We start from the raw sequence: 24,096 nt of genomic DNA on the forward strand, positions 1-24,096 counted from the left end.
CACCTTCTTCTATAAGTTAGTAACCAATTGTTTTCATATAATCACGTAAAATATCGTTTGATTTTGCGAATCGAGATTCTTCATCCTCTGTTAAATTGAGTTCTACAACTTCTCTTATACCGTCTCTAGTAATAATAGCTGGTACTCCTGTACAAATATCATATTCACCATACTCACCATCTAAAATGGCTGATACAGCAATGACACGGTGATCATCATTAAAGATTGAACTCGCAATATATGCTAGAGAATTTCCGATTCCGTAATAAGTAGTTCCTTTTCGCTTATAAATTTCCCATCCAGCTTTCGCAGTCTTCTCAACAATTTCATCTAAATCTATTTCACCAAATCGTTCTTTTTGTTCTTCTAAAATTTGCAGAATTGGCTTTCCACCAACAGTTACGTGAGACCAAGCAACCATTTGAGAATCACCATGTTCTCCCAATGAATACCCATGAATACTACGAGGGTCTACATGTAACATTTCAGATAAAATTGTTCTTAAGCGAGAAGAATCTAATGATGTACCTGTACCGATCACACGATTTCTAGGTAATCCAGATAATTTCCATACTTCATATGTAATAATATCAACTGGGTTCGATGCGAGTAAGAAAATACCATCAAATCCACTTTCCATTACGCCACCAACAACACTTTCCATAATCTTTGCACTTGCTCCTAAAGTATCTAAGCGACTTTGTCCAGGTTTTGGTGCTGGCCCTGCAGTAATAATAACAATGTCCATATCTTTGCAGTCTTCATAGCTTCCTGCATATACTTTTGTTCTTGTATTTGTAAAGTTAATGCAATGTGATAAATCCATTGCTTCCCCAACTGCACGTTCATGATTTATATCAATTAATAATAGCTCTTCGCAAATGCCTTGATTCACAATAGAATACGCACAACTTGATCCAACTAATCCAGTACCGATAATTGCAATTTTTCTTGTATGTCTTTTCATAGCAATCTCTCCTAAGTGATCATATAATCTATTTCTTTTGTTCTTTACACTCTTAATTATAGAGGTTATCACGATAGAAACCATGGATACTTTGTGAAATATTGAACAAAGTTTTTGTCCTTTTTGTGAATTGTTATATTCCATTTTCGTCATATTTGTTACAACTGAAAAAATATTTATTATATATTTATTGACATACAACAAAATAAAACGAGCGAATCCATTTTCGCTCGTTTTTTCATCCTATTATTCTGCACTTAACTGACTTTTCAATTGCTGCACAATCATCGGATTCGCAGGTGCTGCTGGTTTATAATAACTCTTTTGCTTTGCGTACTCATACATATTACGTTGGCGCATCTCATCTTGATTACGAATTTGGATTAACGTTTGATGTAACTGCTCATTATCAGACTGAGCAATATAATTTGCATAACTTGTTAAACTTGCATTTAATCCTGCTAAATAATCATTTACCATATCTTTTTCATTCATGTTCCGCTTCCTCCTATCCTAAAAAAGTCATTAATTGTTGCTTCGTATTTCGTGCATCTTGTGCATCCTTTTGTAGCATTTGTTTCAGTTGTGGATCTGTACACGTCTGTGCATACTGCTCCAACTTGTTAATAATTGTTGCATGTCCACCGATTAAATGACGTAAATTTTCTACTTCAAGCTCTGTTAAGTTTTGCATAGGATACTCCTACCTTTCTTTATTCGTTCACTGTTAGTATTTAGCTATTTTTTGATTGTATACATGAATTAACTTTTTCACGTGCATACAAAATAAAAGATGAATAGCTAAGCCATTCACCTTTTATACTGGTTATGTATTTATTTTTATAGAGATACAATCATACTTATACTCACAAGTAAGTTCCATACAATGTGTAAAATAATACTAGGTATAATAGATTGCGTCTTTTTGTATAACATTGCAAATACCATTCCCATAATCGTTGCTGTAATTAGAAGCCCCCCATGAAGAAGTCCAAAAATGAAGGAAGAGATAATGATACTAACTAAAAAATTATATTTCTTTTCTAAAAATCGATATAAAATACCTCGAAATAGAATTTCTTCTTTAACCGGCGTAATGATAGCAACACTTAACACATATATAATACTTTGTATGCTATTTTGAAGCCTTAAACTCCCTAATTGTTCCTTTTGTTCCGCTGCACTTTCAAAACTAAACACATGTAACATTAAATATTGTGATACTGCAATGATAATAAAACCAATTAATAGATATAAATATGTCTTCCCATTCTTCAAAACGGATACATCCCAAATGTATTTAATAAAATGAAAAACCGGTTTATAGGCTAATAAAACGATAGCAACAACAATTGCATCGAATAAGAGTAAATAATATCCTTCTAATTTAGTACTTAATGCTTCTTCTCCATAAATCTCAAAGGCTAAACCAAGAAATAATCCTCCTAGGAGTGAAATCCCTATAATCATTGCTATCATTACAAATAGATTTTTATATGTTATATTCTCGATTTTTCTTTCCACACTATACGCTTCTAACACTGTTTTACCCACAGTATCCCTCCAGTTATTCTCATTTATCTCATTAAAATCCTTTAATTTAAATATAAAGATAATATAACAAAATTTACAAAAAGAATAATATGCAATTTTACATATTATGAAAACTTTATATTTTATAGTTTTAGGAATAGGATTGCTATGCAATAATTATTATATGAAATTTCAAAAAACACTTCCTATCCACCATAATCCTCGCATCATATAAAACTTATTAGTTAAAGGAGCAATGAACATGAAAACACATGACTTCCTTACAGAAATCCAGAAGGGCTCTGAGCCTAGTCCCTATCAAGACCCCATCGTATTCAGTTTCGTTTGCTTTTTCTTAGCGATATATACATTTTTCAAACCTGCAAAATAATATCATTTCATAAGAAAAAGCCTACCATTCTTTTCGAATCATATGCACTAAAAAACCTTAGAATCACTTCTAAGGTTTTTGTTTACCTTGCTTCTTATTCACGTAACCCTTTAATAAACGTTTCCAATAATACATGTAAACTTATATCTAGATCTAACGGCAAACCAAATCCGCCTTGCTGTTCAATCGAAGCAAATCCATGACAAATACTTCTGAATCCGCGTGTCGCATGAAGTGCATTCTCTCCTTCTAAGCCATACTGTTGTAATACTTGAAGACAAAGCTTTACAATTCCGTCACCTGCTTTTCTTACTTCTTCATCTCGTAAAAAAGTTGCTTCATATAGTCCAGGATGTTTTCGGACAAATGCTACATACGCTTCTCCTAATGCATGAATTGCTTCATCCATACGTTTATCCTCGGCCGCTTCTTCCAGTTTGTTATGCAGCTGTTTTATTCCGTAAATACCAAGATTTTTCCGTACATCTTGTAACCCTTTTACATGATTATATAGTGAGGGCGAACGTATCCCTAACCTTTTCGCTAATGAAGCTAACGTTACTTCTTGTATTCCATTTGTATCTGCAATTTCTGCAGCTGTTTCTACAATTTTCTGTAATGTAAGTCCGATTCTCGGTGACATAAATTAACCCTCTTTCTTACTTTCTATATTCCGTTTCGCTTCCTTAATAGCAAGCTCTATGACAGTCCCTGGATTCTTTATCATTTCCCCATGCCCTGCCGCAAGTAAGGAAGGCTCATATTCGCTTAACTTCTCTGCACTTTGTAATGATATTTCTTTGCTCCACGTTGCCATCGCAGGAAACGGAAACCAAAATTTCATTTGTCCCGAAACAGCCATACCTCCTCTTGTTTGGAATGCATCCCCAACAATAAGAGCTTTATTTCGTACATCAAGAAATGACATGGATCCTGGCGTATGTCCCGGTGTCATAATCGCAAGAAGCGATCCAACTCGGTCGCCATCTTCTAATAAAACATCAGGTACCGTTTTTACCTTTTTAGGTACACCGCCTTTTATCGGTATATTTGGTTCATCCTTTTGTAACGTCGTATCTCCTTCTAACAGCTTTGCGTCCCGCTTAGAAATATAGACTGGAACATTAGGGAGTACTTCCTTTATTGCGTCTAATGCACCGATGTGATCATCATGCGCATGTGTTAATACAATCTTAGTAATTGGTTTTCCTATTTTCTCAGCCGCCTGTAAAATACTTTTTGCGCTATATGGCAAAGCCGCATCAATTAAAGTTAAACCATCTTCTTCCTCCACAAAGTAACAATTCACAGGAAACACTCTTGGCAAAAATGACAATTGATATACCGTTTGTTCATGTATCATTCTCATATTTCCATCTCCCTTTTCACGAAAACTAATATCATTAGTTTTATTATACTAATGGTATTAGTTTTATGTCACTAAAAAATTTCTTTTTTTCAAAAAAAAGAACAGTAGCCGTATAAACGACTACTGTTCTTTAAAGATATTAAACTGTATAACGCTCATCTTCTAAAATTTTCGCAGCAATTTCACGTTTCTTCGGAATTACGTTAAGTGGTGTGTGGCGAGTTAATTTACGTAATGATGATAACATCATGCGCAGCATGTCGCCGTTTTCAACTGCGATAAGTGTTTCTTTCGCATCTGCTTCAATTTCGTTGAATGCTTCTTGGCAGAATACTTCAGTGTATAACACTTTTTGTTTATTCTTTTCAAGACCAGTTGTTTTAATTGCTTTTTCTGTACGAAGAACAGCTGATTCCATTGCATATAGGTTACTTACGATGTCAGCGATATTCACAAGAATTTCTTGCTCTTTATCTAATGCTTTACCGTATTTTTGAGCTGCTAATCCAGCTACCATTAAGCCGATTTTCTTCGCGTTACTTACTAAATACTTTTGAAGTGCTAATGGCTCATCGCCTACTTCTTCTGGCATCATCATCATTAACTCTTCTTGTAATTTTTGTGCTTTTTGAAGAAGTGGTAATTCACCTTTCATCGCTTTACGTAAGAACGTACCTGGTACGATTAGGCGGTTAATTTCATTCGTTCCTTCGAAAATACGGTTAATACGAGAATCGCGGTACATTCTTTCAATCTCGTACTCTGCCATAAATCCGTAACCACCGTGAATTTGAACACCTTCATCTACTGTATAATCTAGTACTTCAGAACCGAATACTTTATTTAAAGAGCACTCGATTGCATATTCAGCGATAGAAGCTGCTACTGCTTTACCGTCTTTTACTTCTTCTTCAGATAATGTGCTCATGCGGCTTTCGAATAAACCTACTGTACGATATACAGAACTTTCAGCTGCATATGTTTTTGCTGCCATATTCGCAAGTTTCTCTTGAATTAATGGGAAGCGAGCGATTGGTTGCTTGAACTGTTGACGTTGGTTTGCATATTGTGCTGAAATTTCTACTGCACGTTTCGCAGATCCAACTGTACCAACACCTAATTTATAACGGCCGATATTTAAAATGTTGAATGCGATAATATGACCTTTACCGATTTCACCAAGTAGGTTTTCTTTCGGTACTAATGCATCTTCTAAAATTAACGTACGAGTTGAAGAACATTTAATACCCATTTTCTTTTCTTCTGGGCTTGTAGATACGCCAGCATATTCTTTCTCTACGATAAATGCTGAGAAGTGCTCTCCATCAATTTTTGCATACACGATAAATACGTCAGCGAATGCAGAGTTTGTAATCCATTGTTTTTCACCATTTAATACATAATGTGTACCTTCTGCATTTAAACGTGCAGTTGTTTTTGCACCTAATGCGTCAGATCCTGAACCTGGCTCTGTTAATGCGTATGCAGCTAATTTCTCACCAGTTGCAAGTAATGGTAAATACTTTTTCTTTTGCTCTTCGTTACCGAATAATACGATTGGTAACGATCCGATACCTACGTGAGCACCGTGAGTAATTGCAAAGCCACCTGCGCGAGAGAATTTCTCTGCGATTAACGCTGAGCTTACTTTATCAAGGCCAATTCCTCCGTACTCTTCTGGTACATCAGCACCTAATAAACCAAGTTCTCCAGCTTCTTTTAACAGACGAACAGAACGATCAAACTCATGTTGCTCTAAATATTCAAGCTCTGGAAGAACTTCATTTACGATAAAGTCCTCTGTCGTTTTTGCAATCATTTTATGCTCAGATGAAAAATCTTCTGGCGTAAACACTTGATCAATCGTAATCTCATCTACTAAAAAGCTACCGCCTTTAACCGCATTTCCTACTGTTTTTTCCATGAAAATTTCCTCCTTCATATTTTCATGAGCAGCTTCTTTCAAAAAAGAAAGAAGCTGGCTCTCAATTTTATTTTTTATAAACCTTCGTTGCTTCCATTCTTTTTTTATAATCCAGTTCCAGTGGCTAAAACAGTCGGTCGTTTCACCCCTTCCTGTGAGGCAAAAAGCGCCTCTTCGTCAGGGCTTCCAACGCCCTCCTGTTCTGAGCAAGCCGCTTCCACTTTTTTATAGTCCAGTTCCAGTGGCTAGAATGTTCGGTGGCTTCGCTTCTTCCTACGAGGCAAAGAGCGCCTCTTCGTCTGAAGCTCCATCCCCCTCACATTCTGAGCAAGCCGCTTCCACTTTTTTTATAGTAATTCAAATACTCCCGCTGCTCCCATTCCGCCACCGATACACATTGTTACGATACCGAATTGTTCGTTGCGGCGTTTCATTTCGTGAATAAGAGATAGTGTTAGTTTTGCTCCTGTACAGCCAAGTGGATGTCCAAGTGCGATTGCACCACCGTTTACGTTTACTTTTTCTTCATCTAAACCAAGTTCACGAATAACTTGGATTGATTGTGAAGCGAATGCTTCATTTAGTTCGAATAGGCCGATATCAGATAGCTCTAAACCAGCTAGTTTTAACGCTTTCGGAATTGCAGCGATTGGACCGATTCCCATTACTTCTGGTGGTACGCCAGCTACTGCAAATGAACGGAATTTCGCAAGTGGCTTCATACCATCACTTACTGCTTTTTCACGATCCATCAATAATACAGATGCTGCACCATCACTCATTTGTGAAGAGTTACCAGCTGTTACAGAACCGCGAACGTTAAATGCTGGACGTAATTTACCTAAGATGTCTAATGTCGTTTCTGCTCTTACACCTTCGTCTTGTGCGAAAGTGATTGTTTCTTCTTGTAATTTGTTGTTTGCTCCAACAGTACGTAACGTTACATCTACAGATACTGTTTCATCAGCAAAGTTCCCTGCCGCTAATGCTTTGGCAGCACGTTGATGACTTCTTACTGCGAATGCATCTTGCTCTTCACGAGAAATTCCATATTTCACAGCAACTTGCTCTGCTGTATGTCCCATACCCATATAATATTCTGGAGCTGCTTCTACAAGGCGACTATTCGGACGAACAACGTGTCCCATCATTGGAACTAAACTCATTGATTCCGCTCCACCTGATAATACAGCTTCAGAGTGACCAAGCATAATACGCTCTGCTCCGTAAGCGATACTTTGTAAACCTGAAGAACAGTAACGGTTAATCGTAATAGCTGGAACATCGTAAGAAAGTCCTGCTAATCCACCGATATTACGAGCCATATTTAAACCTTGCTCTGCTTCTGGCATCGCACAGCCGAAAATTAAATCGTCAATTGGTCCTTCATAATTCGCACGCTTTAACGTTTCCTTTACTACTAACGCCCCTAGATCGTCAGGACGAACTGTTTTTAATGAACCCCTCTTTGCTTTTCCAATTGGTGTTCTTGCTCCCGCAACAATGACAGCTTCTCTCATGAACGATATCTCCCCTCGTTATTAGTTACGTAATGGCTTTCCTTTTACAAGCATGTGCTGCATTCTTGCTTGTGATTTCATCTCACTTACTAAGCTAATAAATGCTTCACGTTCTACATCTAATAAATATTGCTCATCAACTTCTGTTCCGTACGGCACTTTTCCACCCGCAATGACATATGCAAGTTTCTTCGCAATGTGAAGATCATGTTCAGAAATGTAACCTGATAAATGCATTGCTTCTGCACCAAGTACAAGAGTTGCATATCCTGTTTCACCAACAACTGGTATCTTTTTACGAATCGGTGCTTTATAACCAGCTTCATATAAAGCAAGTGCTTTCTGTTTCGCATCATATAGTAAGTGATCACCATTCACACTAATACCGTCTTTATCGCCTAAGAAGTTGTTCGATACAGCTTCTTGGGCTGATGTAGAAACTTTCGCCATCGCTACAGATTCGAACACTTTATTCGCAACTTTTTGCAGGTCAAACTCTACACCATTTGGCATTTTATTTAAGTGTTTAATGTATAGCTCTTTATTACCGCCTCCGCCAGGAATTAAGCCAACACCAACTTCTACTAAGCCCATATACGTTTCACTAGAAGCTTGAATGCTAGCTGATGGTAAGCAAACTTCTGTACCTCCGCCAAGCGTCATACCATATGGTGCTGCTACAACTGGCTTAGAAGAGTACTTAATTTTCGTCATTGCATCTTGGAAGTTTTTCACAACCAACTCAATTTCAAAGTAATTGTCGTCTTGTGCTTCCATTAAGATCATCGCTAAGTTCGCACCAACGCAGAAGTTCTTCGATTGGTTACCGATAACAAGACCTTTATAATTTTTTTCTACTTCATCAACAGCATAGTTAATCATTTGCGTAATATCCATACCGATTGCATTGCTCTTCGAATGGAATTCTAAGCAAAGGATGCCGTCGCCTAAATCAATTAAGCTCGCTCCGCTATTTTTCTTTAATACACCATTTTTCGCTTTTAATTGCTTAAGAGAAATTGCTTTTTTATTACGCTCGATTAGCTTATATTCGCCATTATCGTAATAGTAGCTATCGCCGTTATCATGTTTATAGAAAGTAGTGAAACCTTTCTCTAACATTTCTTTCACCCAAGTAGGAACAACTACGCCGTTTTCTTCCATCTTTTGAACAGATTTTTCAACACCGATTGCATCCCACACTTCAAATGGTCCTTGCTCCCAGCCGAAGCCCCACTTCATCGCTTGGTCAATTGCAACGATATCGTCAGCAATTTCTTTATGAAGTTTTGCAGAGTATAAAAGAGTTGGTGTAATGATGTTCCATAACAACTCTCCTGCACGATCTTTCGCGTATACAAGCGCTTTCAATTTATTCGCTAATCCTTTTTCTTGTTTACTTAACTCTACGGATGCAGCTTTTAATTTTTTACGCGCTTCATATTCCATCGTTTTAGGGTTTAACTCTAAAATTTCTTTCCCTTGTTTTAAGAAGAAGCCTTGACCCGTTTTACTTCCAAGCCATTTTTTCTCAAGCATTTCATGCATGAAAGCTGGTACTTTAAATACATCACGCTCTTCTTCTTGCACATTTTCATATACGTTATTTGCAACGTGTACGAATGTATCTAAGCCGACAACATCTAATGTGCGGAACGTTGCGCTCTTCGGACGACCAATAAGTGGGCCTGTTACAGAATCAACTTCCCCAATACTATAGCCGCGTTTTACCATCTCTTGAAGAGTAACAAGTAAACCGTACGTACCGATGCGGTTTCCAATAAAGTTTGGTGTGTCTTTTGCGATAACAACGCCTTTTCCAAGAACGTCTTCGCCAAATAGTTTCATGAAGCTTAATACTTGTGGATCTGTTTCTTTCGTCGGTATTACCTCTAGAAGTTTTAAATATCGTGGTGGGTTAAAAAAGTGTGTGCCTAAGAAGTGTTTCTGGAAGTCGTCTGAACGACCTTCTGCCATTTTTTCAACTGAGATGCCTGACGTATTCGAGCTGACAATAGAACCCGGTTTACGAACAGCGTCTACTTTTTCAAATAATTTCTTTTTAATCTCTAAGTTTTCAACTACTACTTCAATAATCCAATCTACATCAGCTAGACGCTCAAGATCATCTTCTAAGTTACCTGCTTCAATCAGTGCTAGATTTCCTTTCACTGTCAGAGGAGCTGGTTTTTGCTTTAATAATTTTTGCACAGCCGTATTACTAAAACGATTTCTCACACTTTTATGTTCTAATGTAAGTCCCTTCGCTTCTTCTTCTTTCGTAAGCGCAGGTGGTACAATATCAAGCAATAATGTCGGAATACCAATATTAGCTAAGTGTGCCGCAATTCCCGAACCCATTACGCCTGAACCTAGAACAGCAGCCTTTTTAATTTGGAACATCCAATTCTCCCCCTATTCTTGAATGAATGCTCATTCAATTTTTCGACATAAGTCGCAATCAATGAGTGAGCCTCTACTAATAAATATATGATACTGTTTAAATTTTCGCAATATATTTATTGATAAAATTTTCTGAAATAAATATTTTTCTTTCATTTGGCTATGCTATACATGTGTATTTTCTTTGTTTAAATGCACTTTTCCTTTTTATAATCTGACGAAACTGGAGGAATATATATGGCAAAACTTAAGAAGAACCCTTCAAAGGCTGGAATTAGTGCAGCTAGTGTAACTGGAAACGCAGGTCCGCATAATCACGGTGTTGAAAAAGGACGCCAAGGTAACAACCAACAATATAAGAAGCATAATATGGGCGAAAAATAACGCTATATTTTTGGGCAGAGAACGTGGCATAATGATTAATGGCTGCTTTTTCTGCCCAATTTATTTGTACATATGGAAAACAAAAGAGGGACCGATGATGAAACGAACAATAGTTATGATTGTAATGATTGCTACACTATTTACAGGGATGATTTTCTTCTCTTATGCACAAAGGCAACAAGCTGTAAGAGTTAATCAACCTAACATTACTGGGCAATACGCCATTACAATCGATGCAAACACAGGTGAAATTTTGTATGGGAAACGTGAAGACGAACGCTCTTATCCGGCTAGTATAGCCAAAATGATGACAACCCTTCTTTTACTAGAGAATGTAAAAGAAGATGAAGAAATTACAGTTACAGAAAATGCAATTAAAACAGAAAGTCAAAGTAAGAAAATTAAACTTCGTGCTGGAGAAAAATTAAAACGTGATGAGGCATTAAAACTTATGCTTATCATTAGTGCAGATCCAATAGCTGAATCAATTGCAGAACATATCGCAGGATCAAAAAATGAATTTGTGAAAATGATGAATGCTAGAGCGAAGGAACTTGGTACAAAGCATGCGACTTTCAAGAACGCAAGTGGTGCTGATGCGATTGGAAATAAAGTATCACCATATGACATTGCTATGATTACGAAAGAAGCATTAAAGTATCCAGTTGTTTTAGAATATATGAATTCAACACGTACAACTCTACATACTTCAGAACGCTCTCCAAATATCGCAAACTATGGACGAGAAGAACTATATGACGATCCATATGCGATTGGAAGTAAAAGCGGTCTATCAGCACTTGGCAAATATACAGTCGTAACAGTCGATGAAAAAGATGGTAAACGCGTCATTAACGTCGTATTATCTTCTACTCGGGCGCAACTATATCCTGATACGAAGAAAATGGCACATTATGCATTTCAGCAATTAAAATAACCAAGGAGTATTTTCTCCTTGGTTATTTTTTAACCATACCTTTTAATACGAACGCAACGTTTGCTGGACGCTCTGCTAGACGACGCATGAAGTAGCCATACCAGTCGTTTCCATAAGGTACGTAAACACGCATTTTGTAACCTTCTTTTACTAGCTCAAGTTGACGCTCATTACGAATACCATATAACATTTGGAATTCAAATTGATCCCTTGGAATGTTGTGTTCTTCAGCAAGTTTTTTTGTATATTCAATAATCGCTTCATCATGTGAAGCAATCGCAGTATAATTTCCATTTAATAAGTGCATTTTAATAATCTTTTTATAATTGTCATCTACATCTTTCTTATCTGGGAATGCTACCTCTTCAGGTTCTTTATAAGCACCTTTTACAAGACGTAAATTAGGATTATACGCATTTAATTCTTCCATATCTTTTTCTGTACGATATAGGTAAGCTTGAATAACAGTACCAATATTATCGTATTCAGATTTTAATTGTTTAAAGATATCAATTGTTTTACCACAGCGTGTATAATCTTCCATATCAATTGTAACGAACACGCCATTTTCTTTTGCAGCTTCTAAAATACGGCGCATATTGTTCATTACGATTTCATCAGAGATATCTAATCCCATAGAAGTCATCTTTAAAGAAAGTTGCGAATCAAGACCTTCTCTTCCAATTGCACGGATCGCTTCAATCGATTGGTTAGCCATTTCATTTGCTTCTGCTTCATTATCAACGAATTCCCCTAAATAATCGATTGTTACACAAAGTCCTTGCTTGTTCAATTGTTTAATAGCTGCTGTCGCTAATTCAATTGTCTCCCCTGCGACAAAGCGACCTGCACCAAAGCGTAAACCGTACTTTTTAGCCAGTTTTGTTAGCGCTTTATTTTTAGATAAGAAAAGAAACGAATTTCGCATTAATTGTTCCATGTAATTCACCCCTATGACTGTAATTTATCTGTTTTTTACCCCTCTTCAAAATTATATCATTGTTTAAAATTATTGGATACAAATAATTATTTAGATAATTTATAAAATACTATAAAAACATTTAAAAACCTATATTCTCGCATGCAAATATGAAGGGAATATTTTTCGACATTTAGAAAAAACGGGTTTACTAGGGCAAAAATAGGCATACCGAAAATATTCGACATGCCTATAAAACCCTTAATATTCCACGTAAGTTATATAAGGATATTAATACAGAAAACTTGCGATTATATTTCCCTCAAGTTTTTTTATTGCTCATTTCGCTTCTCTTCATTCAGCCTTTTAATATCTGTAATTAACTGCACCATCTCTTCTTTCGCATCTGGATATGTCTCATTCCAATGCTTTACTAAAGCTGGCATTGTCTTCGCTATGTAAGAATAAAGCGCCCACTTCTGCACCTGCTCTTTTCTCTCTTCATTGCTCTCTCCAAGTAATAGTTCCGTGTATTTCTCTAACAACCCGTCAAATTGTTCATTAAACTTTTCACTCATCTTATTTACCTCCTATATGAAAAAAGCAGCGAAGATCGCTGCTTTTTCTTATAATTTTGATCGAACAGAGTTTAATTTTTTCTCCATTGTGCTTACTTTATCACGACGATCATCAATACGAATAGTTGTTGCAACACGCTGTGCACCTTTCGTATATGGAACTTCATGCATTTGTTGAATTACTTCTAGAATGACAGGAAGATCTCCTTCAATAATTGTATTCATCGGTGTTAATTGATACTTCACACGATCCGCATTTTTCTCTAGCACCTTTTGTACTTCTGCTACATATTCACTAACACTTGGATTACCTGTTCCTACTGGAATAATCGATACATCAACAATTGCCATAGTAGTCTTCCTCCTATAATCGTTTCTTATATATCCATTGTCTATTTTACCGAAATCCTCTTCATTTTACTAATATGTTACTCTTCCACTTTAAACTGCTCGACTAATCTTTCTAAATCTCTCATATGTTCTGTCAAACTTTCCATCGTGTGAGCTACCTTTTCTAAATGATTCACCTGTGATTCCGTTGCAGCATGTACCTCTTCAGAAACAGCTGCACTTTCTTGACTCGTACCAGCAATTGTATGCATTACCGCTGTAATTTCCCCTTGCTCGTAACCTATGTTATGTACCTCTGCTACAATTTTTTCAACTGAAGTACTAATCGTATTTACAACTGACATAATTGTCCGGAACTCTATTTCCGCCTCTGTCGTCACTTTATTTTGCACATCTGCAATATCTTTCAATTTACTTACAACTTCTACAACTCTTTTTACTTCTACTTGCACATCACCAATCATCGTTGTGATTTCTCCAGTTGCCTCTTTTGATTGTTCCGCTAATTTACGAACCTCCTCAGCAACAACCGCAAATCCCTTACCTTGCTCACCTGCACGGGCAGCTTCAATCGAAGCATTTAAAGCAAGTAAATTTGTTTGATCCGAAATACCTTTTATAAGCTCAACCACATTTTGAATAGATCCAACTCTTTGTTCTAACTTACCCGATGCTTCTTCTGTATGAACAACAATTGAAGATGATTGTCCCCTCGTACGGATTAAATTCCTCATTGTATTTAATCCTTGCTTAGATGCCTCTTCCGCTTTGCCAGCCACTCCTTTTATTTCATCAACAGAGCTGTTCATTTGTTCCACTGACTCCGCCATATTTTCGAGCTGAGCTGAAACTTCATCCACACTATTCGCAAGAGTAGAAGCTCCTCCGCTCACATCATCCATTGCTCCTGACACTTCTCTACTAGCTGCTACTGTTTCGTTCGTTAAATAATGTAAACTATTCGTTGATTGTTGCACCGTTGATACGCTGTTTTTAATTTTACTTACCATTTCATTCATTTGTTCAACCATATCATTAAAGTGCTTAGTCAACTCTCCAACTTCATCTTTACTTGTCACTTTCATTCGCAGCGTTAAATCGCCTTCTGCTACTTTTTGCACGTGATTCTTTAATAGTTGCAGTGGTCTTGCTAATCTTCTTGAGAACAAGTAGGAAGCTACGATTCCAACTAATAAACTAATACATGCCATTATAATAACTGTATTTCTTGTACTATTTAATAGCCCATCGATCGTTTCTTTCGGATAAAAGATTCCTATCGTCCATTTCATCGTATCAAATGATTGACTATAAACAACTACATCTTCACCTTTTATTGTAGTGACCGCATATTTTGTTACCTCTTTATTTAAGCTCTTTATAAGTGGCTCTTTAGAAACATCTTTCCCTATCTTTTCTGGATAAACAAGAGCCATATTTTTATCATTTATAATAAACATTTCTCCGTCATTATTGTATTGAATATTGTGAAGCAACTTCTGAATCGTCCCAAGCGATACATCCATCGCAACAACACCTAATACAGACCCATCTTGAGCTGTAATTGCTTTAGAAACACCTACACTTAACTTTCCTGTTGCAATTTCATAAGAAGGTTGTCCCCAATGGACCTTTTTTACATCAGCCTCTGAATCTTTATACCATGGTCTTGTCGTTGGATCGTATCCTTCTGGCACTTGCCCACCTTCAGCAAGATTGGCACTTAATGTTTTTTTATCTTTCGTACCAATATATAAATCTAAAATACCAGGATGATTCTTTTTATACTCTGCAAACTCTTTCGTTAAAAAAGCTTCCTCTTCTGGAGTAACCCCACCTTGAAGCATATTACGAATCATCTCACTGTTCGCATAATACCCCATATCTTCATCCGTTCTTTGAACAAATGTCGTAAGTTGCTCTGTCACAAGATCCATCGCATTTTGAGAATACTCGTCTAAGGAACGCACTTCCTTTTCTTTCTGTAATTGATACACAGCTGTACCCAATATTACGAACATCATAGAAATAAGTACTGAAAACACTACCGCAATTTTTAAACGTAAACTTCTTAACATCTTCCCCCTAGCATCCCCTTCGCATTAAACTAAAATCTTATTAATCATTATATTAAGTATAATAGATAAAATTAAAAAATTGAAATTAATTCTCACCTTAATACAATTAGAAAACGGACTACCACTTGTGCAAAAACAAATAGTTCATTATCCTTAAAATATAATCTCATTCGTTCGGAGGTAACTATGTTACAAAAATTCGGTTTCTCACAATATGAAAGCCAAGCTTATGAAGTTGTCGTATCAAGCAATGAACCATTAGATGCTACAACAATTGTGAAGCATTCAGGTGTTCCAAAAGCAAAAATATATGAAGTACTCGCACGCCTAATCGATAAAGGAATGGTAATGGATTCTGTTTCAGAAAAGAAAAAATTGTATACAGCATTACCACTAAAGCTAGCAATTGAAAAATTAACGACAGAATTCCAATCAAATATTAAAGAACTGGAAACAAATATATCAAAAAAATCATTTACAGATGACCGTGTGTGGAGCTTAAAAATGCAATCTTCTATTCGAGTTCAAAGTAAAGAACTCATCGAAAGTGCAAAAGAATCAATCCGTATTTCAGCTTGGAATGATACTCTTTTAGAATATCTCCCTTTACTAGAACAAAAAGCAAAACAAGGTGTTCAAATTGAATCCCTTATTGTTGGAGAAGTAGAAACAGACTTAGAAAAGATGCATTTTCTAATCCCAGCTGAAGAGCCTAATGCATTAGAGCGCTACTTACTACTCATCGTTGACGATCGTGAAATTTTATTTGCTGGCGTAGAACAAGAGTCATGGCAAGCGATGAAAACAATGTCACAACCTTTCGTAAAGTTCTTTACAGAATTTTTCTATCACGACGTTGCACTTGCAAAGATTACCCAGAAACACCATGACCTCTTTATGGAAGATGAGGAAATTAAGAGTTTGTTAATGAAATTAAGATACTAATTAAATAATAAAAAGGAGTCTAGTTTTTCACTTAGACTCCTTTTCGTTTTGTTCCTTTATCTCCATCAACAGCTCAATGATTTTCTCATTTTGCTCTACCTGTTTCTCAGAATTTTTATAGATGAAACGAACCCATCTAAGTGCAAGAATAATAAGAAACAAAGGGAGCATTGAAATTAGAAGACCAATAATTGAAAAATTCGTATACATATACCTCACCTCGCTATATACACCTTCTCCATCTTTCTACTAAAACCTGCAATTTTTTACAAATAAAAAAGAACCTATCAAACGATAGATTCTTCTTTCACGAACTGAGTAGAGCGTCCTCTTGTAATCGAGAAAATCGCACAAAGTAGTGCTAATATAATAAAGCCACCGCCTACCCAAGCATTATATATAACAGATGATTTTTCAATAACAACTCCACCTACTGTTGAACCCAGTGCAATTCCTAAATGAAGCGCAGAGTTATTTAAACCTTGCTGAATACCAGCTGATTCCGGTGCAATTTCAATTAAATAATTTTGCTGTGCTGGTGAAATCGCCCAGCTCAGCATACTCCAAAGTCCCATCATAATGATGAAGAGCGGGAATGAGAATGTCATTAATGGCAACATGAAGATTGCACATGCAAATACGATAATAATCGAGATAATACTTTTCTTCGACCCCCATTTATCAGCAAGCCATCCACCAAATCCGCCGCCAATTACTGCTGCGATTCCGAAAATGAAGTAAAACACACTAATCCAGTTTGCTTCAACATGCATGACATCCTTTAAGAAAGGCGTTAAATATGCATATAGTGTTAAATGACCCGTTAAAAATAAAAAGGATGTTAACTGTGCACTTACAATTTTTTTATCTTTTAAAGTAGCAAGTTGTTTCTTTATTGATAATACCGATGTCGGTGGTACTTTCGTTAAGAACAATGAAATACAAGCAATAGCCATAACTGTTAATATCGAAATTAATACAAATGGCGCACGCCATCCGTATGCATTTCCGAGCACAAGACCGAGCGGTACTCCAAGTACGAGTGATCCGCTAATCCCCATAAAAATGATTCCAATTGCACGCGCACGAAAATGCGGTTCCACTACACTAGAAGCAAGTGTTACCGATAGTGCAATAATTAATGAACCACTTGCCGCACAAATAACCCTTGAGAACATTAACATTCCGTAATTTACACTAAATGCCGAAATGATATTTCCGATTAAGAAAATCGATAATGCTCCAACATACAATGTTTTTCTTTCAAACTTCCCTGTCACAGCTAATAAAACTGGACCTGACAAAGCAAATACTACCGAAAATATTGTGATAAGCTGACCAGCTGCGCTAATAGATACTCCTAAATCATTGGCAACTAAATCGAGCGTTCCTCCTATAATTAACTCAACCGTTCCGACTACGAAAGCCGCGATAGCTAAAATATAAACACGAAAATTCAAGTCTTTCCCCACGCTTTCTATTTTGGTTACTACGACTATAGTAACCAAAATAGAAAGTGGACGCAAGTATAATTTTTTTGCAGTAAAAAAGGTAGGCGTATTATACGCCTACCCTTCCATCATTCTGTTTCTTTCTTCTTATTCAAGTACCAATACACCGGAAGTCCCGTAAATACAATTCCAATTGATAAAAAACAACTTACTGGATCGTTAATAATCGCACTACCGATTACAAAAAGTGAACCTAAAATCGCAACAATTGGTACGATTGGGAATAACGGTACACTATATGCACGCTCTTTATTCTTATTACGTTTTCTTAAAATGAAGACACCAATAAACGTCATCACATAGAAAATATAAATAATGAATACGGAAATCTCAGATAGCTTATTTGGATCACTAATAATCATTAAAATAATTCCTAAAATGATTTCAACAGTAATCGCATTTGCTGGTGTTTTAAATCTTGGACTTTCCTTTGCAATAAACTTAGCAAATGGAAGTTGTCCACGTTCTGCCATCGACATCGGGATACGTGGGAACGTTAAAATCTTTCCATTTAAACAACCGAAAATAGAAACGATAATACCGATACTAATAATTTTCCCGCCATATTCTCCAAGTAGCATGCCGGCAGCTGTCGCTGTTGCATTTTCTCCAAGGTCTACAATTTTCGCTGCTGGTAATACATTTAATAACGCCAAGTTAATTAATACGTATGCAGCTGTTACAATTAAAATCCCAACTGTCATTGCTTTCGGTAATAACTTTGTTGGATTCTTCATTTCCCCGCCAATTGAAGCAAGTAAAATCCAGCCGTCATAAGCAAATAACGTTGCTAAAATTGCCATACCGATACTTTGATTTTCCGATATCGGCACAACTACGTTAAAGATATCGCTATTCCCTTTCCAAAAACCTAGCACAACAATTAACACAATCGGAATCATCTTCCCAATTGTCGTGATTGTTTGAACGATACCTCCGTATTTTGTTCCCATACTATTTACAACGCCAAGGAACACAACCGTTCCAATTGCGATTGGTAAATTCCATGCTTTATCTAAATAGAAAAAATTAATCATTAAAGAACTAAAGTATAAGCCTAATGTTCCGATAATAGCAGGTCCATAAACAATTGTTTGCATCCAACCTGATAAATATCCCCAAAAACTTCCGTAAATCTCCTCTAAATACGTATACAAACCACCATTTTTCGGGATTTGCGCTCCAATTTCAGCTACTGTTAAACCACTCGCTAGCGTCAATAGACCACCAATTACCCAAGCAAGAATGGCCATATTAGAACTTCCCGAGTAATCTAATACGCTCCCTGGCTTCATGAACACACCAGATCCAATAATCGTTCCTACTACGATAGAAAGTGCTACTGTTAAACCAATTTTGTTCTTCTCATCATGATGCATGCTGCGTATCCTCCTTCCAATCCTAGTGTGATGCAAAAATGAAATAAAAAAACACTCCTCCCTAAAAAAGGGACGAGTGTTGTATTCGTGGTTCCACCCTTGTTTCAATTCGTAAAGTAACACACTTCACCAATTTCTCAAGTCTAAATAACGGTTTTTGCCGGCAAGCAATTACTAGATATTCGTTCACTGCTGCAGTTCAGAGGTGGTAATCTATTTTTCCGTATTAGGAAGCTCACAGCCAAAGGCTTCCCTCTCTGAGAATCGTAAAAAATTGATCGTGTCCTCATCATCACTTCTTGATGTCGAATTTTGTAGTTATTGTTCATTATATTGAATTGTTATAAAAAATCAATATATTTTTTATATAACATAAGAAAGAATTCTCTTCTTATATTATAACAGAAGATACAAAACTTCTCTATTTCCCTAAAAATGGTATAATCCATTTAGGAGGTGCATCAATAATGATTGCTGTCTTTTGTATCATCGCTACATGTCTCTCTGTTCTATTCGCTATCATGCATCGGCACAAGTATCCTGGTTATAGCATTTTAGCGGTAGCTATTATACCAGCTGGTTCCTTCTACGTATTGGGTAAATATCAATATACGGAAGTGTTTATCGGTTTTGCAATCTTCTACTGCGTCTTCGGATACATACTAACAATGAAAAGAATTTTATTGAATCATTAAAAGAGACCGATTTCTATAAGTAGAAATCGATCCTCGCACGTACCTTCCGGTTGCCCCACGAAAGATACATAAATCCATTATTTATCTTCTTTTTTCATAAAAAAACTTGCCCCGTAAAAGCCCGATTGGTGAGGGCTAATAATCAGTGGAAATGCACCACTGATTAAAGTTTCACTTTATGATGCGGAAGATCCACATTTAATTCCTCTAATTGTTTCTTTTCATTGTCTAAAATCGCTTTTGCTTTTGTTTTCGTTGCTTCATCTAATCCCACAAAGATATCTTCATGCTTCTCTTTCTCTGGAAGTTTTACACTTAGTTTTGTTAATTCTTCTTTTGCTTGCTCATGCGTTAATTTTCCGGACTTTTCTTGTTCAAAAATAGACTTTGCTTTTTTCTTTGTTGCTTCATCTAAGTTAGCAAGCATGTCTTTACGCTTACCCTTCTCCGGCATGTTCACGCCTATCTTTGTTAATTCCTCTTTTGCTTGCTCATGCGTTAATTTTCCAGATTTCTTTTGCTCTAAAATCGACTTCACTTTTGCTTTCGCCTGTTCATCTAATCCTGCAAACATGTCTCCATGCTTACCTTTCTCCGGCATGTTCACGCCTATCTTTGTTAATTCCTCTTTTGCTTGCTCATGCGTTAATTTTCCAGATTTCTCTTGCTCTAAAATTGACTTCGCTTTTTCTTTCGTTTGATCATCTAATCCTGCGAACATGTCTTTACGTTTTTCTTTCTCCGGAAGCTTTACACCTAGTTCCTCTAACTGTTTCTTTGTATCGTCCATAATTGTTTTTACTTTTTGTTTTGTAGCGTCATCCAAATCCTTTTTCGCCGTTTTTGCAGGCTGATCTGTTGCTGGAGTATTCGTTGCCGCGAATGCCGGAATACCGACTCCTCCAATGATTCCGAATGATAAAGCACCTGCAATCGCTAAATACCCAACTGTTTTCTTCTTCATAGGAAATTTCCTCCTTCATATTTCTAAAGCATGTACACTTTCGTATACATCACCTATAGTAATGTTGGTTCCTTAAAATTTCCTTAACGATTCAAATAAAAAACACCGCTCGTGATGAGCGGTGTTTCTCTATGCTTTTTGTAATTGTAACTCTTCACGTTCCATTATTTTTCTTAATACAATTGTTTGTGTCATTGTAAATAAGTTACCTGTTATCCAGTACAATACAAGTCCTGATGGCGCCGCAAACCCCATAAATAGAATCATTGCCGGCATCATAATTTGCTGCATCTTTAGCATCTGTACTTGTTCTCCAGGTGTAATATTAGATTGGAAAACTTTCATTTGAATAAATGTCGTTAACGCTGCAATAATCGGTAATATATGATATGGATCTGCATGTCCTAAGTTCACCCATAAAAACGAAGATGTGCGAATCTCTTCTGTTCGGCTAATCGCATAATACAAAGCAGAGAAAATCGGCATTTGTATAAAAATTGGCCAGCAACCAGCAAGTGGATTCCAACCGCCTGATTTCATTAGTTCTGACATTTCTTTTTGATACTGTTTTTGTTTTTCAAGATCTTTACTTACATCACCGTATTTTTTCTTTAGCTTCTGCAATTCAGGTTGCATTTTCTTCATTTTCGCTTGGCTGCGATATTGCGAAACAGCTAATGGAATCATGGCTGAACGAATAACGAGCGTCATGATAATGATGGCAATCCCAAAGCTAGCTCCAGATATATGATGCGCAACAAATTGAATCATAAACGAGATTGGATATACAAAATAATGATCCCAAATCCCAGTACTATGTGCATCAATTGGGGCCGCATTACTGCAACCAGATAAAACAAAAACAAGTAATAATGATAAACTAACGAGCACAGCTCGGTATGATTTTAACATGTTCATTCCTCCAATGTTTCGTAATTATTTAGCGAAACATTGGTGTATACGGACCGACCTCGTCATTCTCTTCACTTGATTCTTGTCTGCGTACAGAACGAATCATTCCATATTTATAAAAAATAGAAAATAGCGGTACATTTCCCGCACTATCTTCACATGTATCAACTAACGCAAAAGCTCTTTGTCTACCGCTTGATGCTTGTTGACGCACAAAGCGAGAAACATTAGTAAGGAAGAAAACTTCTAATAAACAAAGTGCTGTCGTTACAAACGATATATATAGAATTGCATCCTGCAATAAAAATTCCATCGCTTCACATCCTTAATAAGGTCATTTTAGCACATTCGGCAAACATTCTCTATTTCCTTTTATTTTCAAAAAAAGCATTTTGCATATTTTCTCAAGAAAATAATAATTAAGAAACATTGTATTCGCTTTCTTTAGTATATTCACACACATCAATGAATAGGCTTGATTTATTAGAAATTTATAAAATTTTTGCATTATAATAAAACTATTGCCAGTTTTTGAAAAAACCTTTATTCTCTTCTTGTAATCAAAAATGAATATGGAGATGAAACATACTATGGGTCAACTAGGAGACGCCGATTACGTTCCCGACACCGCCTTTTTATCCTTCCCAGCAGCGAAAACATTTCACTTAGAATTTATAATACAGTTGGTTGTTATTTTTATAGCTTCTATTTTGTATGCAATTTCTATGAATATGTTTTTTATCCCGCATAATATGATTAGCGGTGGGTTCGCTGGTGTAGGGATGATTATCGGTTATTTAATGCACTACAATATCGGTGCACTTATCTTTTTACTAAACATTCCTCTTCTTATTTTAAGTCACTTTTACTTAGGCAAGAAGACAACCTTTTTAACAGCGTACTTTGTAGCTGTATCATCGTTAGCGATGAACATTATCCCGGTACACCAAGTTTCAGACGATATTTTACTTTCTTCTGTATTCGGTGGTGTTATCTGCGGAGCAGCTTCAGGAATTATATTCCGATTTGCTTCTTCAACAGGTGGTTTTGATGTTGTTGGATTGATTGTAGCGAAATATCGAGATGTTTCAATTGGAGCAATCATATTTGTATTCAACTTAATCTTACTTGTAGCAGCAGGTTTTATTTTCGGTTGGGATATTACACTTTATACGTTAATTAGTCGATTTGTAGTCAGCAAAGTTATCGACGCTGTGCATACGAAACATATTAAATTAACGATAATGACTATTACAGAAAAAGGCGAGGAAATAAAAAGCGCACTACTACATCACGGTATACGCGGGGTGACAATGGTAGACGCTGTCGGCGGCTATACAAACCATAAGAAAAAAATGATTTACACTGTCGTGACTCGCTATGAGTTAGGCGAAATGAAACGTATTATCCGTCAAGTGGATAACAAAGCATTTATGAACATTACTGAAACAGTTGAAATTGTCGGCCGTTTCAAACGTATATAAAAAAGGGTAATAAATTAAAGGGCATAACATATTAGTCATATATAATATGTTATGCCCTTTGTTATTCAACTAACGCACCTTTTAGCATAATAAAATCACTAAGTTTATTACTACAAATCGGAGGATAGCATTCCATATACAATACTATCTGTCCATTCATTTTTATTCCAAAAATCTTGTATGAAATGTGCTTCCTTTCTCATGCCTATTCGTTCACACAATTTTTGTGAAGCTGTATTACGTGCATCAAGATTAGCCTGTATACGATGTACATTACATTCATTAAATAATTTCAATACTAAACTACTTACTGCTTCTGTTGCCAAACCTCTCCCAGCTACTTCATTTGAAAAACTATAACCAATCTCAACAGTGTCTTTCATATTTGTGTACCATACGGATAAATCACCAACTACTTTAGCCTTATATATAACTGCCAAACTTAATATTGATTCTTTAGTAAGTACATTATTTGCTAGCTTCTTATTAAATCTTTTCTGCATGTCTTCATGAGTCCACTTATTATGTAATAGGAACTTACATGTATCATCACTATTATAAATAGCAAATACATCCTGTAAATCAGTACTCTTAAAAGGTCTAATTATTAATCTTTCTGTTGTGAACTCCAAGTTAGCTCTCCTCCCTTACATTCATGCTATAAAACATTTTTTATAGTATTTAAGCCTCATTCTTAGATCTCACTTTGATTACATATTTCATCATAATAAATTAAAGTCCTTCTTCCACTAAACTGCACCGTTAATGGTATTTCCTTGCGCTTTTTATTTTTTACACTTATTACAAAATCAGATAATTCTATCATTATGTCCCTAAATGTGTTATAATGAA

General features: G+C 36.2%; 25 protein-coding genes and 1 other annotated feature. Of the genes, 5 read left to right on the forward strand and 20 right to left on the reverse strand.

What is annotated here, in order from left to right:
• Nucleotides 1-16 precede the first annotated feature (16 nt).
• From BAQ53_RS23680 to BAQ53_RS23720, 9 genes are all read right to left on the reverse strand, one after another.
• Nucleotides 17-967 (reverse strand): L-lactate dehydrogenase, encoded by a 951-nt coding sequence (locus BAQ53_RS23680; protein ID WP_000820650.1) that lies wholly within the window; start codon nucleotides 965-967, stop codon nucleotides 17-19.
• Between the two features lie 246 nt (nucleotides 968-1,213).
• Nucleotides 1,214-1,462, reverse strand: coding sequence for a spore coat protein (locus tag BAQ53_RS23685; RefSeq protein WP_001002987.1), 249 nt, complete (start codon nucleotides 1,460-1,462; stop codon nucleotides 1,214-1,216).
• 13 nt (nucleotides 1,463-1,475) lie between these two features.
• The gene (locus BAQ53_RS23690) at nucleotides 1,476-1,661 is read right to left on the reverse strand and encodes a hypothetical protein (RefSeq protein WP_001180555.1); all 186 of its coding nucleotides are present in this window, start codon (nucleotides 1,659-1,661) and stop codon (nucleotides 1,476-1,478) included.
• 146 nt (nucleotides 1,662-1,807) lie between these two features.
• Nucleotides 1,808-2,521 carry a CPBP family intramembrane glutamic endopeptidase gene (locus tag BAQ53_RS23695; protein WP_000520911.1) on the reverse strand — a complete coding sequence of 238 codons (714 nt, stop codon included), beginning with the start codon at nucleotides 2,519-2,521 and terminating at the stop codon, nucleotides 1,808-1,810.
• A gap of 464 nt (nucleotides 2,522-2,985) precedes the next feature.
• Nucleotides 2,986-3,534 carry a TetR/AcrR family transcriptional regulator gene (locus tag BAQ53_RS23700; RefSeq protein WP_000074931.1) on the reverse strand — a complete coding sequence of 183 codons (549 nt, stop codon included), beginning with the start codon at nucleotides 3,532-3,534 and terminating at the stop codon, nucleotides 2,986-2,988.
• Between the two features lie 3 nt (nucleotides 3,535-3,537).
• Nucleotides 3,538-4,260, reverse strand: coding sequence for an MBL fold metallo-hydrolase (locus BAQ53_RS23705; protein WP_001242348.1), 723 nt, complete (start codon nucleotides 4,258-4,260; stop codon nucleotides 3,538-3,540).
• A 139-nt stretch (nucleotides 4,261-4,399) separates the two neighbouring features.
• A complete protein-coding gene (locus BAQ53_RS23710) occupies nucleotides 4,400-6,184 on the reverse strand; it encodes an acyl-CoA dehydrogenase FadE (protein ID WP_000416285.1) in 1,785 nt (594 codons plus the stop codon).
• Nucleotides 6,185-6,531: 347 nt separating this feature from the next.
• Nucleotides 6,532-7,704, reverse strand: a complete 1,173-nt coding sequence (locus BAQ53_RS23715) for an acetyl-CoA C-acetyltransferase (protein ID WP_001206335.1) — start codon at nucleotides 7,702-7,704, stop codon at nucleotides 6,532-6,534.
• 21 nt (nucleotides 7,705-7,725) lie between these two features.
• On the reverse strand, nucleotides 7,726-10,107 hold the full coding sequence (locus BAQ53_RS23720) for a 3-hydroxyacyl-CoA dehydrogenase/enoyl-CoA hydratase family protein (RefSeq protein WP_208906298.1): 2,382 nt from the start codon (nucleotides 10,105-10,107) through the stop codon (nucleotides 7,726-7,728).
• 237 nt (nucleotides 10,108-10,344) lie between these two features.
• Between BAQ53_RS23720 and BAQ53_RS23725 the strand changes: the two genes are divergently transcribed.
• Both BAQ53_RS23725 and BAQ53_RS23730 read left to right on the forward strand, forming a co-directional pair.
• Nucleotides 10,345-10,491: a YuzL family protein gene (locus tag BAQ53_RS23725; protein ID WP_001096344.1), complete on the forward strand. Its 147-nt coding sequence runs from the start codon at nucleotides 10,345-10,347 to the stop codon at nucleotides 10,489-10,491.
• 97 nt (nucleotides 10,492-10,588) lie between these two features.
• Nucleotides 10,589-11,428, forward strand: coding sequence for a D-alanyl-D-alanine carboxypeptidase family protein (locus tag BAQ53_RS23730; protein ID WP_208906299.1), 840 nt, complete (start codon nucleotides 10,589-10,591; stop codon nucleotides 11,426-11,428).
• A gap of 22 nt (nucleotides 11,429-11,450) precedes the next feature.
• On the opposite strand, the gene BAQ53_RS23735 is transcribed toward BAQ53_RS23730, so the two are convergent.
• The 4 genes from BAQ53_RS23735 to BAQ53_RS23750 form a co-directional block, all read right to left on the reverse strand.
• Complete coding sequence (locus BAQ53_RS23735) at nucleotides 11,451-12,368, reverse strand: proline dehydrogenase family protein (RefSeq protein ID WP_000436776.1); 918 nt, start codon at nucleotides 12,366-12,368, stop codon at nucleotides 11,451-11,453.
• A gap of 311 nt (nucleotides 12,369-12,679) precedes the next feature.
• The gene (locus BAQ53_RS23740) at nucleotides 12,680-12,925 is read right to left on the reverse strand and encodes a YusU family protein (protein ID WP_001290594.1); all 246 of its coding nucleotides are present in this window, start codon (nucleotides 12,923-12,925) and stop codon (nucleotides 12,680-12,682) included.
• Nucleotides 12,926-12,973: 48 nt separating this feature from the next.
• The gene (locus BAQ53_RS23745; protein WP_001018860.1) at nucleotides 12,974-13,276 is read right to left on the reverse strand and encodes an MTH1187 family thiamine-binding protein; all 303 of its coding nucleotides are present in this window, start codon (nucleotides 13,274-13,276) and stop codon (nucleotides 12,974-12,976) included.
• A gap of 77 nt (nucleotides 13,277-13,353) precedes the next feature.
• On the reverse strand, nucleotides 13,354-15,354 hold the full coding sequence (locus BAQ53_RS23750; RefSeq protein WP_000946366.1) for a methyl-accepting chemotaxis protein: 2,001 nt from the start codon (nucleotides 15,352-15,354) through the stop codon (nucleotides 13,354-13,356).
• Nucleotides 15,355-15,540: 186 nt separating this feature from the next.
• Here BAQ53_RS23750 and BAQ53_RS23755 point away from each other — a divergent pair, with 186 nt between their 5' ends.
• Nucleotides 15,541-16,299 (forward strand): TrmB family transcriptional regulator, encoded by a 759-nt coding sequence (locus BAQ53_RS23755; RefSeq protein ID WP_000939477.1) that lies wholly within the window; start codon nucleotides 15,541-15,543, stop codon nucleotides 16,297-16,299.
• Nucleotides 16,300-16,326: 27 nt separating this feature from the next.
• On the opposite strand, the gene BAQ53_RS23760 is transcribed toward BAQ53_RS23755, so the two are convergent.
• From BAQ53_RS23760 to BAQ53_RS23770, 3 genes are all read right to left on the reverse strand, one after another.
• Nucleotides 16,327-16,509: a hypothetical protein gene (locus tag BAQ53_RS23760; RefSeq protein WP_000288473.1), complete on the reverse strand. Its 183-nt coding sequence runs from the start codon at nucleotides 16,507-16,509 to the stop codon at nucleotides 16,327-16,329.
• A 77-nt stretch (nucleotides 16,510-16,586) separates the two neighbouring features.
• Nucleotides 16,587-17,771, reverse strand: a complete 1,185-nt coding sequence (locus tag BAQ53_RS23765) for an MFS transporter (protein ID WP_003303294.1) — start codon at nucleotides 17,769-17,771, stop codon at nucleotides 16,587-16,589.
• A gap of 107 nt (nucleotides 17,772-17,878) precedes the next feature.
• Complete coding sequence (locus BAQ53_RS23770) at nucleotides 17,879-19,189, reverse strand: APC family permease (RefSeq protein WP_000546304.1); 1,311 nt, start codon at nucleotides 19,187-19,189, stop codon at nucleotides 17,879-17,881.
• Nucleotides 19,190-19,254: 65 nt separating this feature from the next.
• Nucleotides 19,255-19,491, reverse strand: a binding site (T-box leader).
• 165 nt (nucleotides 19,492-19,656) lie between these two features.
• Between BAQ53_RS23770 and BAQ53_RS23775 the strand changes: the two genes are divergently transcribed.
• Complete coding sequence (locus tag BAQ53_RS23775; RefSeq protein WP_000562230.1) at nucleotides 19,657-19,884, forward strand: hypothetical protein; 228 nt, start codon at nucleotides 19,657-19,659, stop codon at nucleotides 19,882-19,884.
• Between the two features lie 163 nt (nucleotides 19,885-20,047).
• Here the strand turns inward: BAQ53_RS23775 and BAQ53_RS23780 are convergent, their stop codons facing one another.
• The 3 genes from BAQ53_RS23780 to BAQ53_RS23790 all read right to left on the reverse strand — a co-directional run bounded on the left by BAQ53_RS23780 (nucleotide 20,048) and on the right by BAQ53_RS23790 (nucleotide 22,073).
• Nucleotides 20,048-20,848, reverse strand: coding sequence for a hypothetical protein (locus BAQ53_RS23780; protein WP_208906300.1), 801 nt, complete (start codon nucleotides 20,846-20,848; stop codon nucleotides 20,048-20,050).
• A 129-nt stretch (nucleotides 20,849-20,977) separates the two neighbouring features.
• Nucleotides 20,978-21,760 carry a membrane protein insertase YidC gene (yidC, locus tag BAQ53_RS23785; RefSeq protein ID WP_000920540.1) on the reverse strand — a complete coding sequence of 261 codons (783 nt, stop codon included), beginning with the start codon at nucleotides 21,758-21,760 and terminating at the stop codon, nucleotides 20,978-20,980.
• 28 nt (nucleotides 21,761-21,788) lie between these two features.
• A complete protein-coding gene (locus BAQ53_RS23790; protein ID WP_000394936.1) occupies nucleotides 21,789-22,073 on the reverse strand; it encodes a hypothetical protein in 285 nt (94 codons plus the stop codon).
• Nucleotides 22,074-22,350: 277 nt separating this feature from the next.
• Here BAQ53_RS23790 and BAQ53_RS23795 point away from each other — a divergent pair, with 277 nt between their 5' ends.
• Nucleotides 22,351-23,244 (forward strand): YitT family protein, encoded by an 894-nt coding sequence (locus tag BAQ53_RS23795; protein ID WP_000530032.1) that lies wholly within the window; start codon nucleotides 22,351-22,353, stop codon nucleotides 23,242-23,244.
• Nucleotides 23,245-23,354: 110 nt separating this feature from the next.
• Here BAQ53_RS23795 and BAQ53_RS23800 read toward each other — a convergent pair whose 3' ends face one another.
• Complete coding sequence (locus BAQ53_RS23800; protein WP_000397304.1) at nucleotides 23,355-23,876, reverse strand: GNAT family N-acetyltransferase; 522 nt, start codon at nucleotides 23,874-23,876, stop codon at nucleotides 23,355-23,357.
• Nucleotides 23,877-24,096 lie beyond the last annotated feature (220 nt).

This window comes from Bacillus sp. B25(2016b) (assembly GCF_001679765.1).
Lineage (GTDB): Bacteria > Bacillota > Bacilli > Bacillales > Bacillaceae_G > Bacillus_A > Bacillus_A thuringiensis_K.

What these genes read in the sequence shown, in the direction of transcription:
- BAQ53_RS23680 (WP_000820650.1), bottom strand. Translation starts at nt 967, where the DNA reads ATGAAAAGACATACAAGAAAAATTGCAATTATCGGTACTGGATTAGTT.
- BAQ53_RS23685 (WP_001002987.1), bottom strand. Translation starts at nt 1,462, where the DNA reads ATGAATGAAAAAGATATGGTAAATGATTATTTAGCAGGATTAAATGCA.
- BAQ53_RS23690 (WP_001180555.1), bottom strand. Translation starts at nt 1,661, where the DNA reads ATGCAAAACTTAACAGAGCTTGAAGTAGAAAATTTACGTCATTTAATC.
- BAQ53_RS23700 (WP_000074931.1), bottom strand. Translation starts at nt 3,534, where the DNA reads ATGTCACCGAGAATCGGACTTACATTACAGAAAATTGTAGAAACAGCT.
- BAQ53_RS23705 (WP_001242348.1), bottom strand. Translation starts at nt 4,260, where the DNA reads ATGAGAATGATACATGAACAAACGGTATATCAATTGTCATTTTTGCCA.
- BAQ53_RS23710 (WP_000416285.1), bottom strand. Translation starts at nt 6,184, where the DNA reads ATGGAAAAAACAGTAGGAAATGCGGTTAAAGGCGGTAGCTTTTTAGTA.
- BAQ53_RS23715 (WP_001206335.1), bottom strand. Translation starts at nt 7,704, where the DNA reads ATGAGAGAAGCTGTCATTGTTGCGGGAGCAAGAACACCAATTGGAAAA.
- BAQ53_RS23720 (WP_208906298.1), bottom strand. Translation starts at nt 10,107, where the DNA reads ATGTTCCAAATTAAAAAGGCTGCTGTTCTAGGTTCAGGCGTAATGGGT.
- BAQ53_RS23725 (WP_001096344.1), top strand. Translation starts at nt 10,345, where the DNA reads ATGGCAAAACTTAAGAAGAACCCTTCAAAGGCTGGAATTAGTGCAGCT.
- BAQ53_RS23730 (WP_208906299.1), top strand. Translation starts at nt 10,589, where the DNA reads ATGAAACGAACAATAGTTATGATTGTAATGATTGCTACACTATTTACA.
- BAQ53_RS23735 (WP_000436776.1), bottom strand. Translation starts at nt 12,368, where the DNA reads ATGGAACAATTAATGCGAAATTCGTTTCTTTTCTTATCTAAAAATAAA.
- BAQ53_RS23740 (WP_001290594.1), bottom strand. Translation starts at nt 12,925, where the DNA reads ATGAGTGAAAAGTTTAATGAACAATTTGACGGGTTGTTAGAGAAATAC.
- BAQ53_RS23745 (WP_001018860.1), bottom strand. Translation starts at nt 13,276, where the DNA reads ATGGCAATTGTTGATGTATCGATTATTCCAGTAGGAACAGGTAATCCA.
- BAQ53_RS23750 (WP_000946366.1), bottom strand. Translation starts at nt 15,354, where the DNA reads ATGTTAAGAAGTTTACGTTTAAAAATTGCGGTAGTGTTTTCAGTACTT.
- BAQ53_RS23755 (WP_000939477.1), top strand. Translation starts at nt 15,541, where the DNA reads ATGTTACAAAAATTCGGTTTCTCACAATATGAAAGCCAAGCTTATGAA.
- BAQ53_RS23760 (WP_000288473.1), bottom strand. Translation starts at nt 16,509, where the DNA reads ATGTATACGAATTTTTCAATTATTGGTCTTCTAATTTCAATGCTCCCT.
- BAQ53_RS23770 (WP_000546304.1), bottom strand. Translation starts at nt 19,189, where the DNA reads ATGCATCATGATGAGAAGAACAAAATTGGTTTAACAGTAGCACTTTCT.
- BAQ53_RS23775 (WP_000562230.1), top strand. Translation starts at nt 19,657, where the DNA reads ATGATTGCTGTCTTTTGTATCATCGCTACATGTCTCTCTGTTCTATTC.
- BAQ53_RS23780 (WP_208906300.1), bottom strand. Translation starts at nt 20,848, where the DNA reads ATGAAGAAGAAAACAGTTGGGTATTTAGCGATTGCAGGTGCTTTATCA.
- yidC (WP_000920540.1), bottom strand. Translation starts at nt 21,760, where the DNA reads ATGTTAAAATCATACCGAGCTGTGCTCGTTAGTTTATCATTATTACTT.
- BAQ53_RS23790 (WP_000394936.1), bottom strand. Translation starts at nt 22,073, where the DNA reads ATGGAATTTTTATTGCAGGATGCAATTCTATATATATCGTTTGTAACG.
- BAQ53_RS23795 (WP_000530032.1), top strand. Translation starts at nt 22,351, where the DNA reads ATGGGTCAACTAGGAGACGCCGATTACGTTCCCGACACCGCCTTTTTA.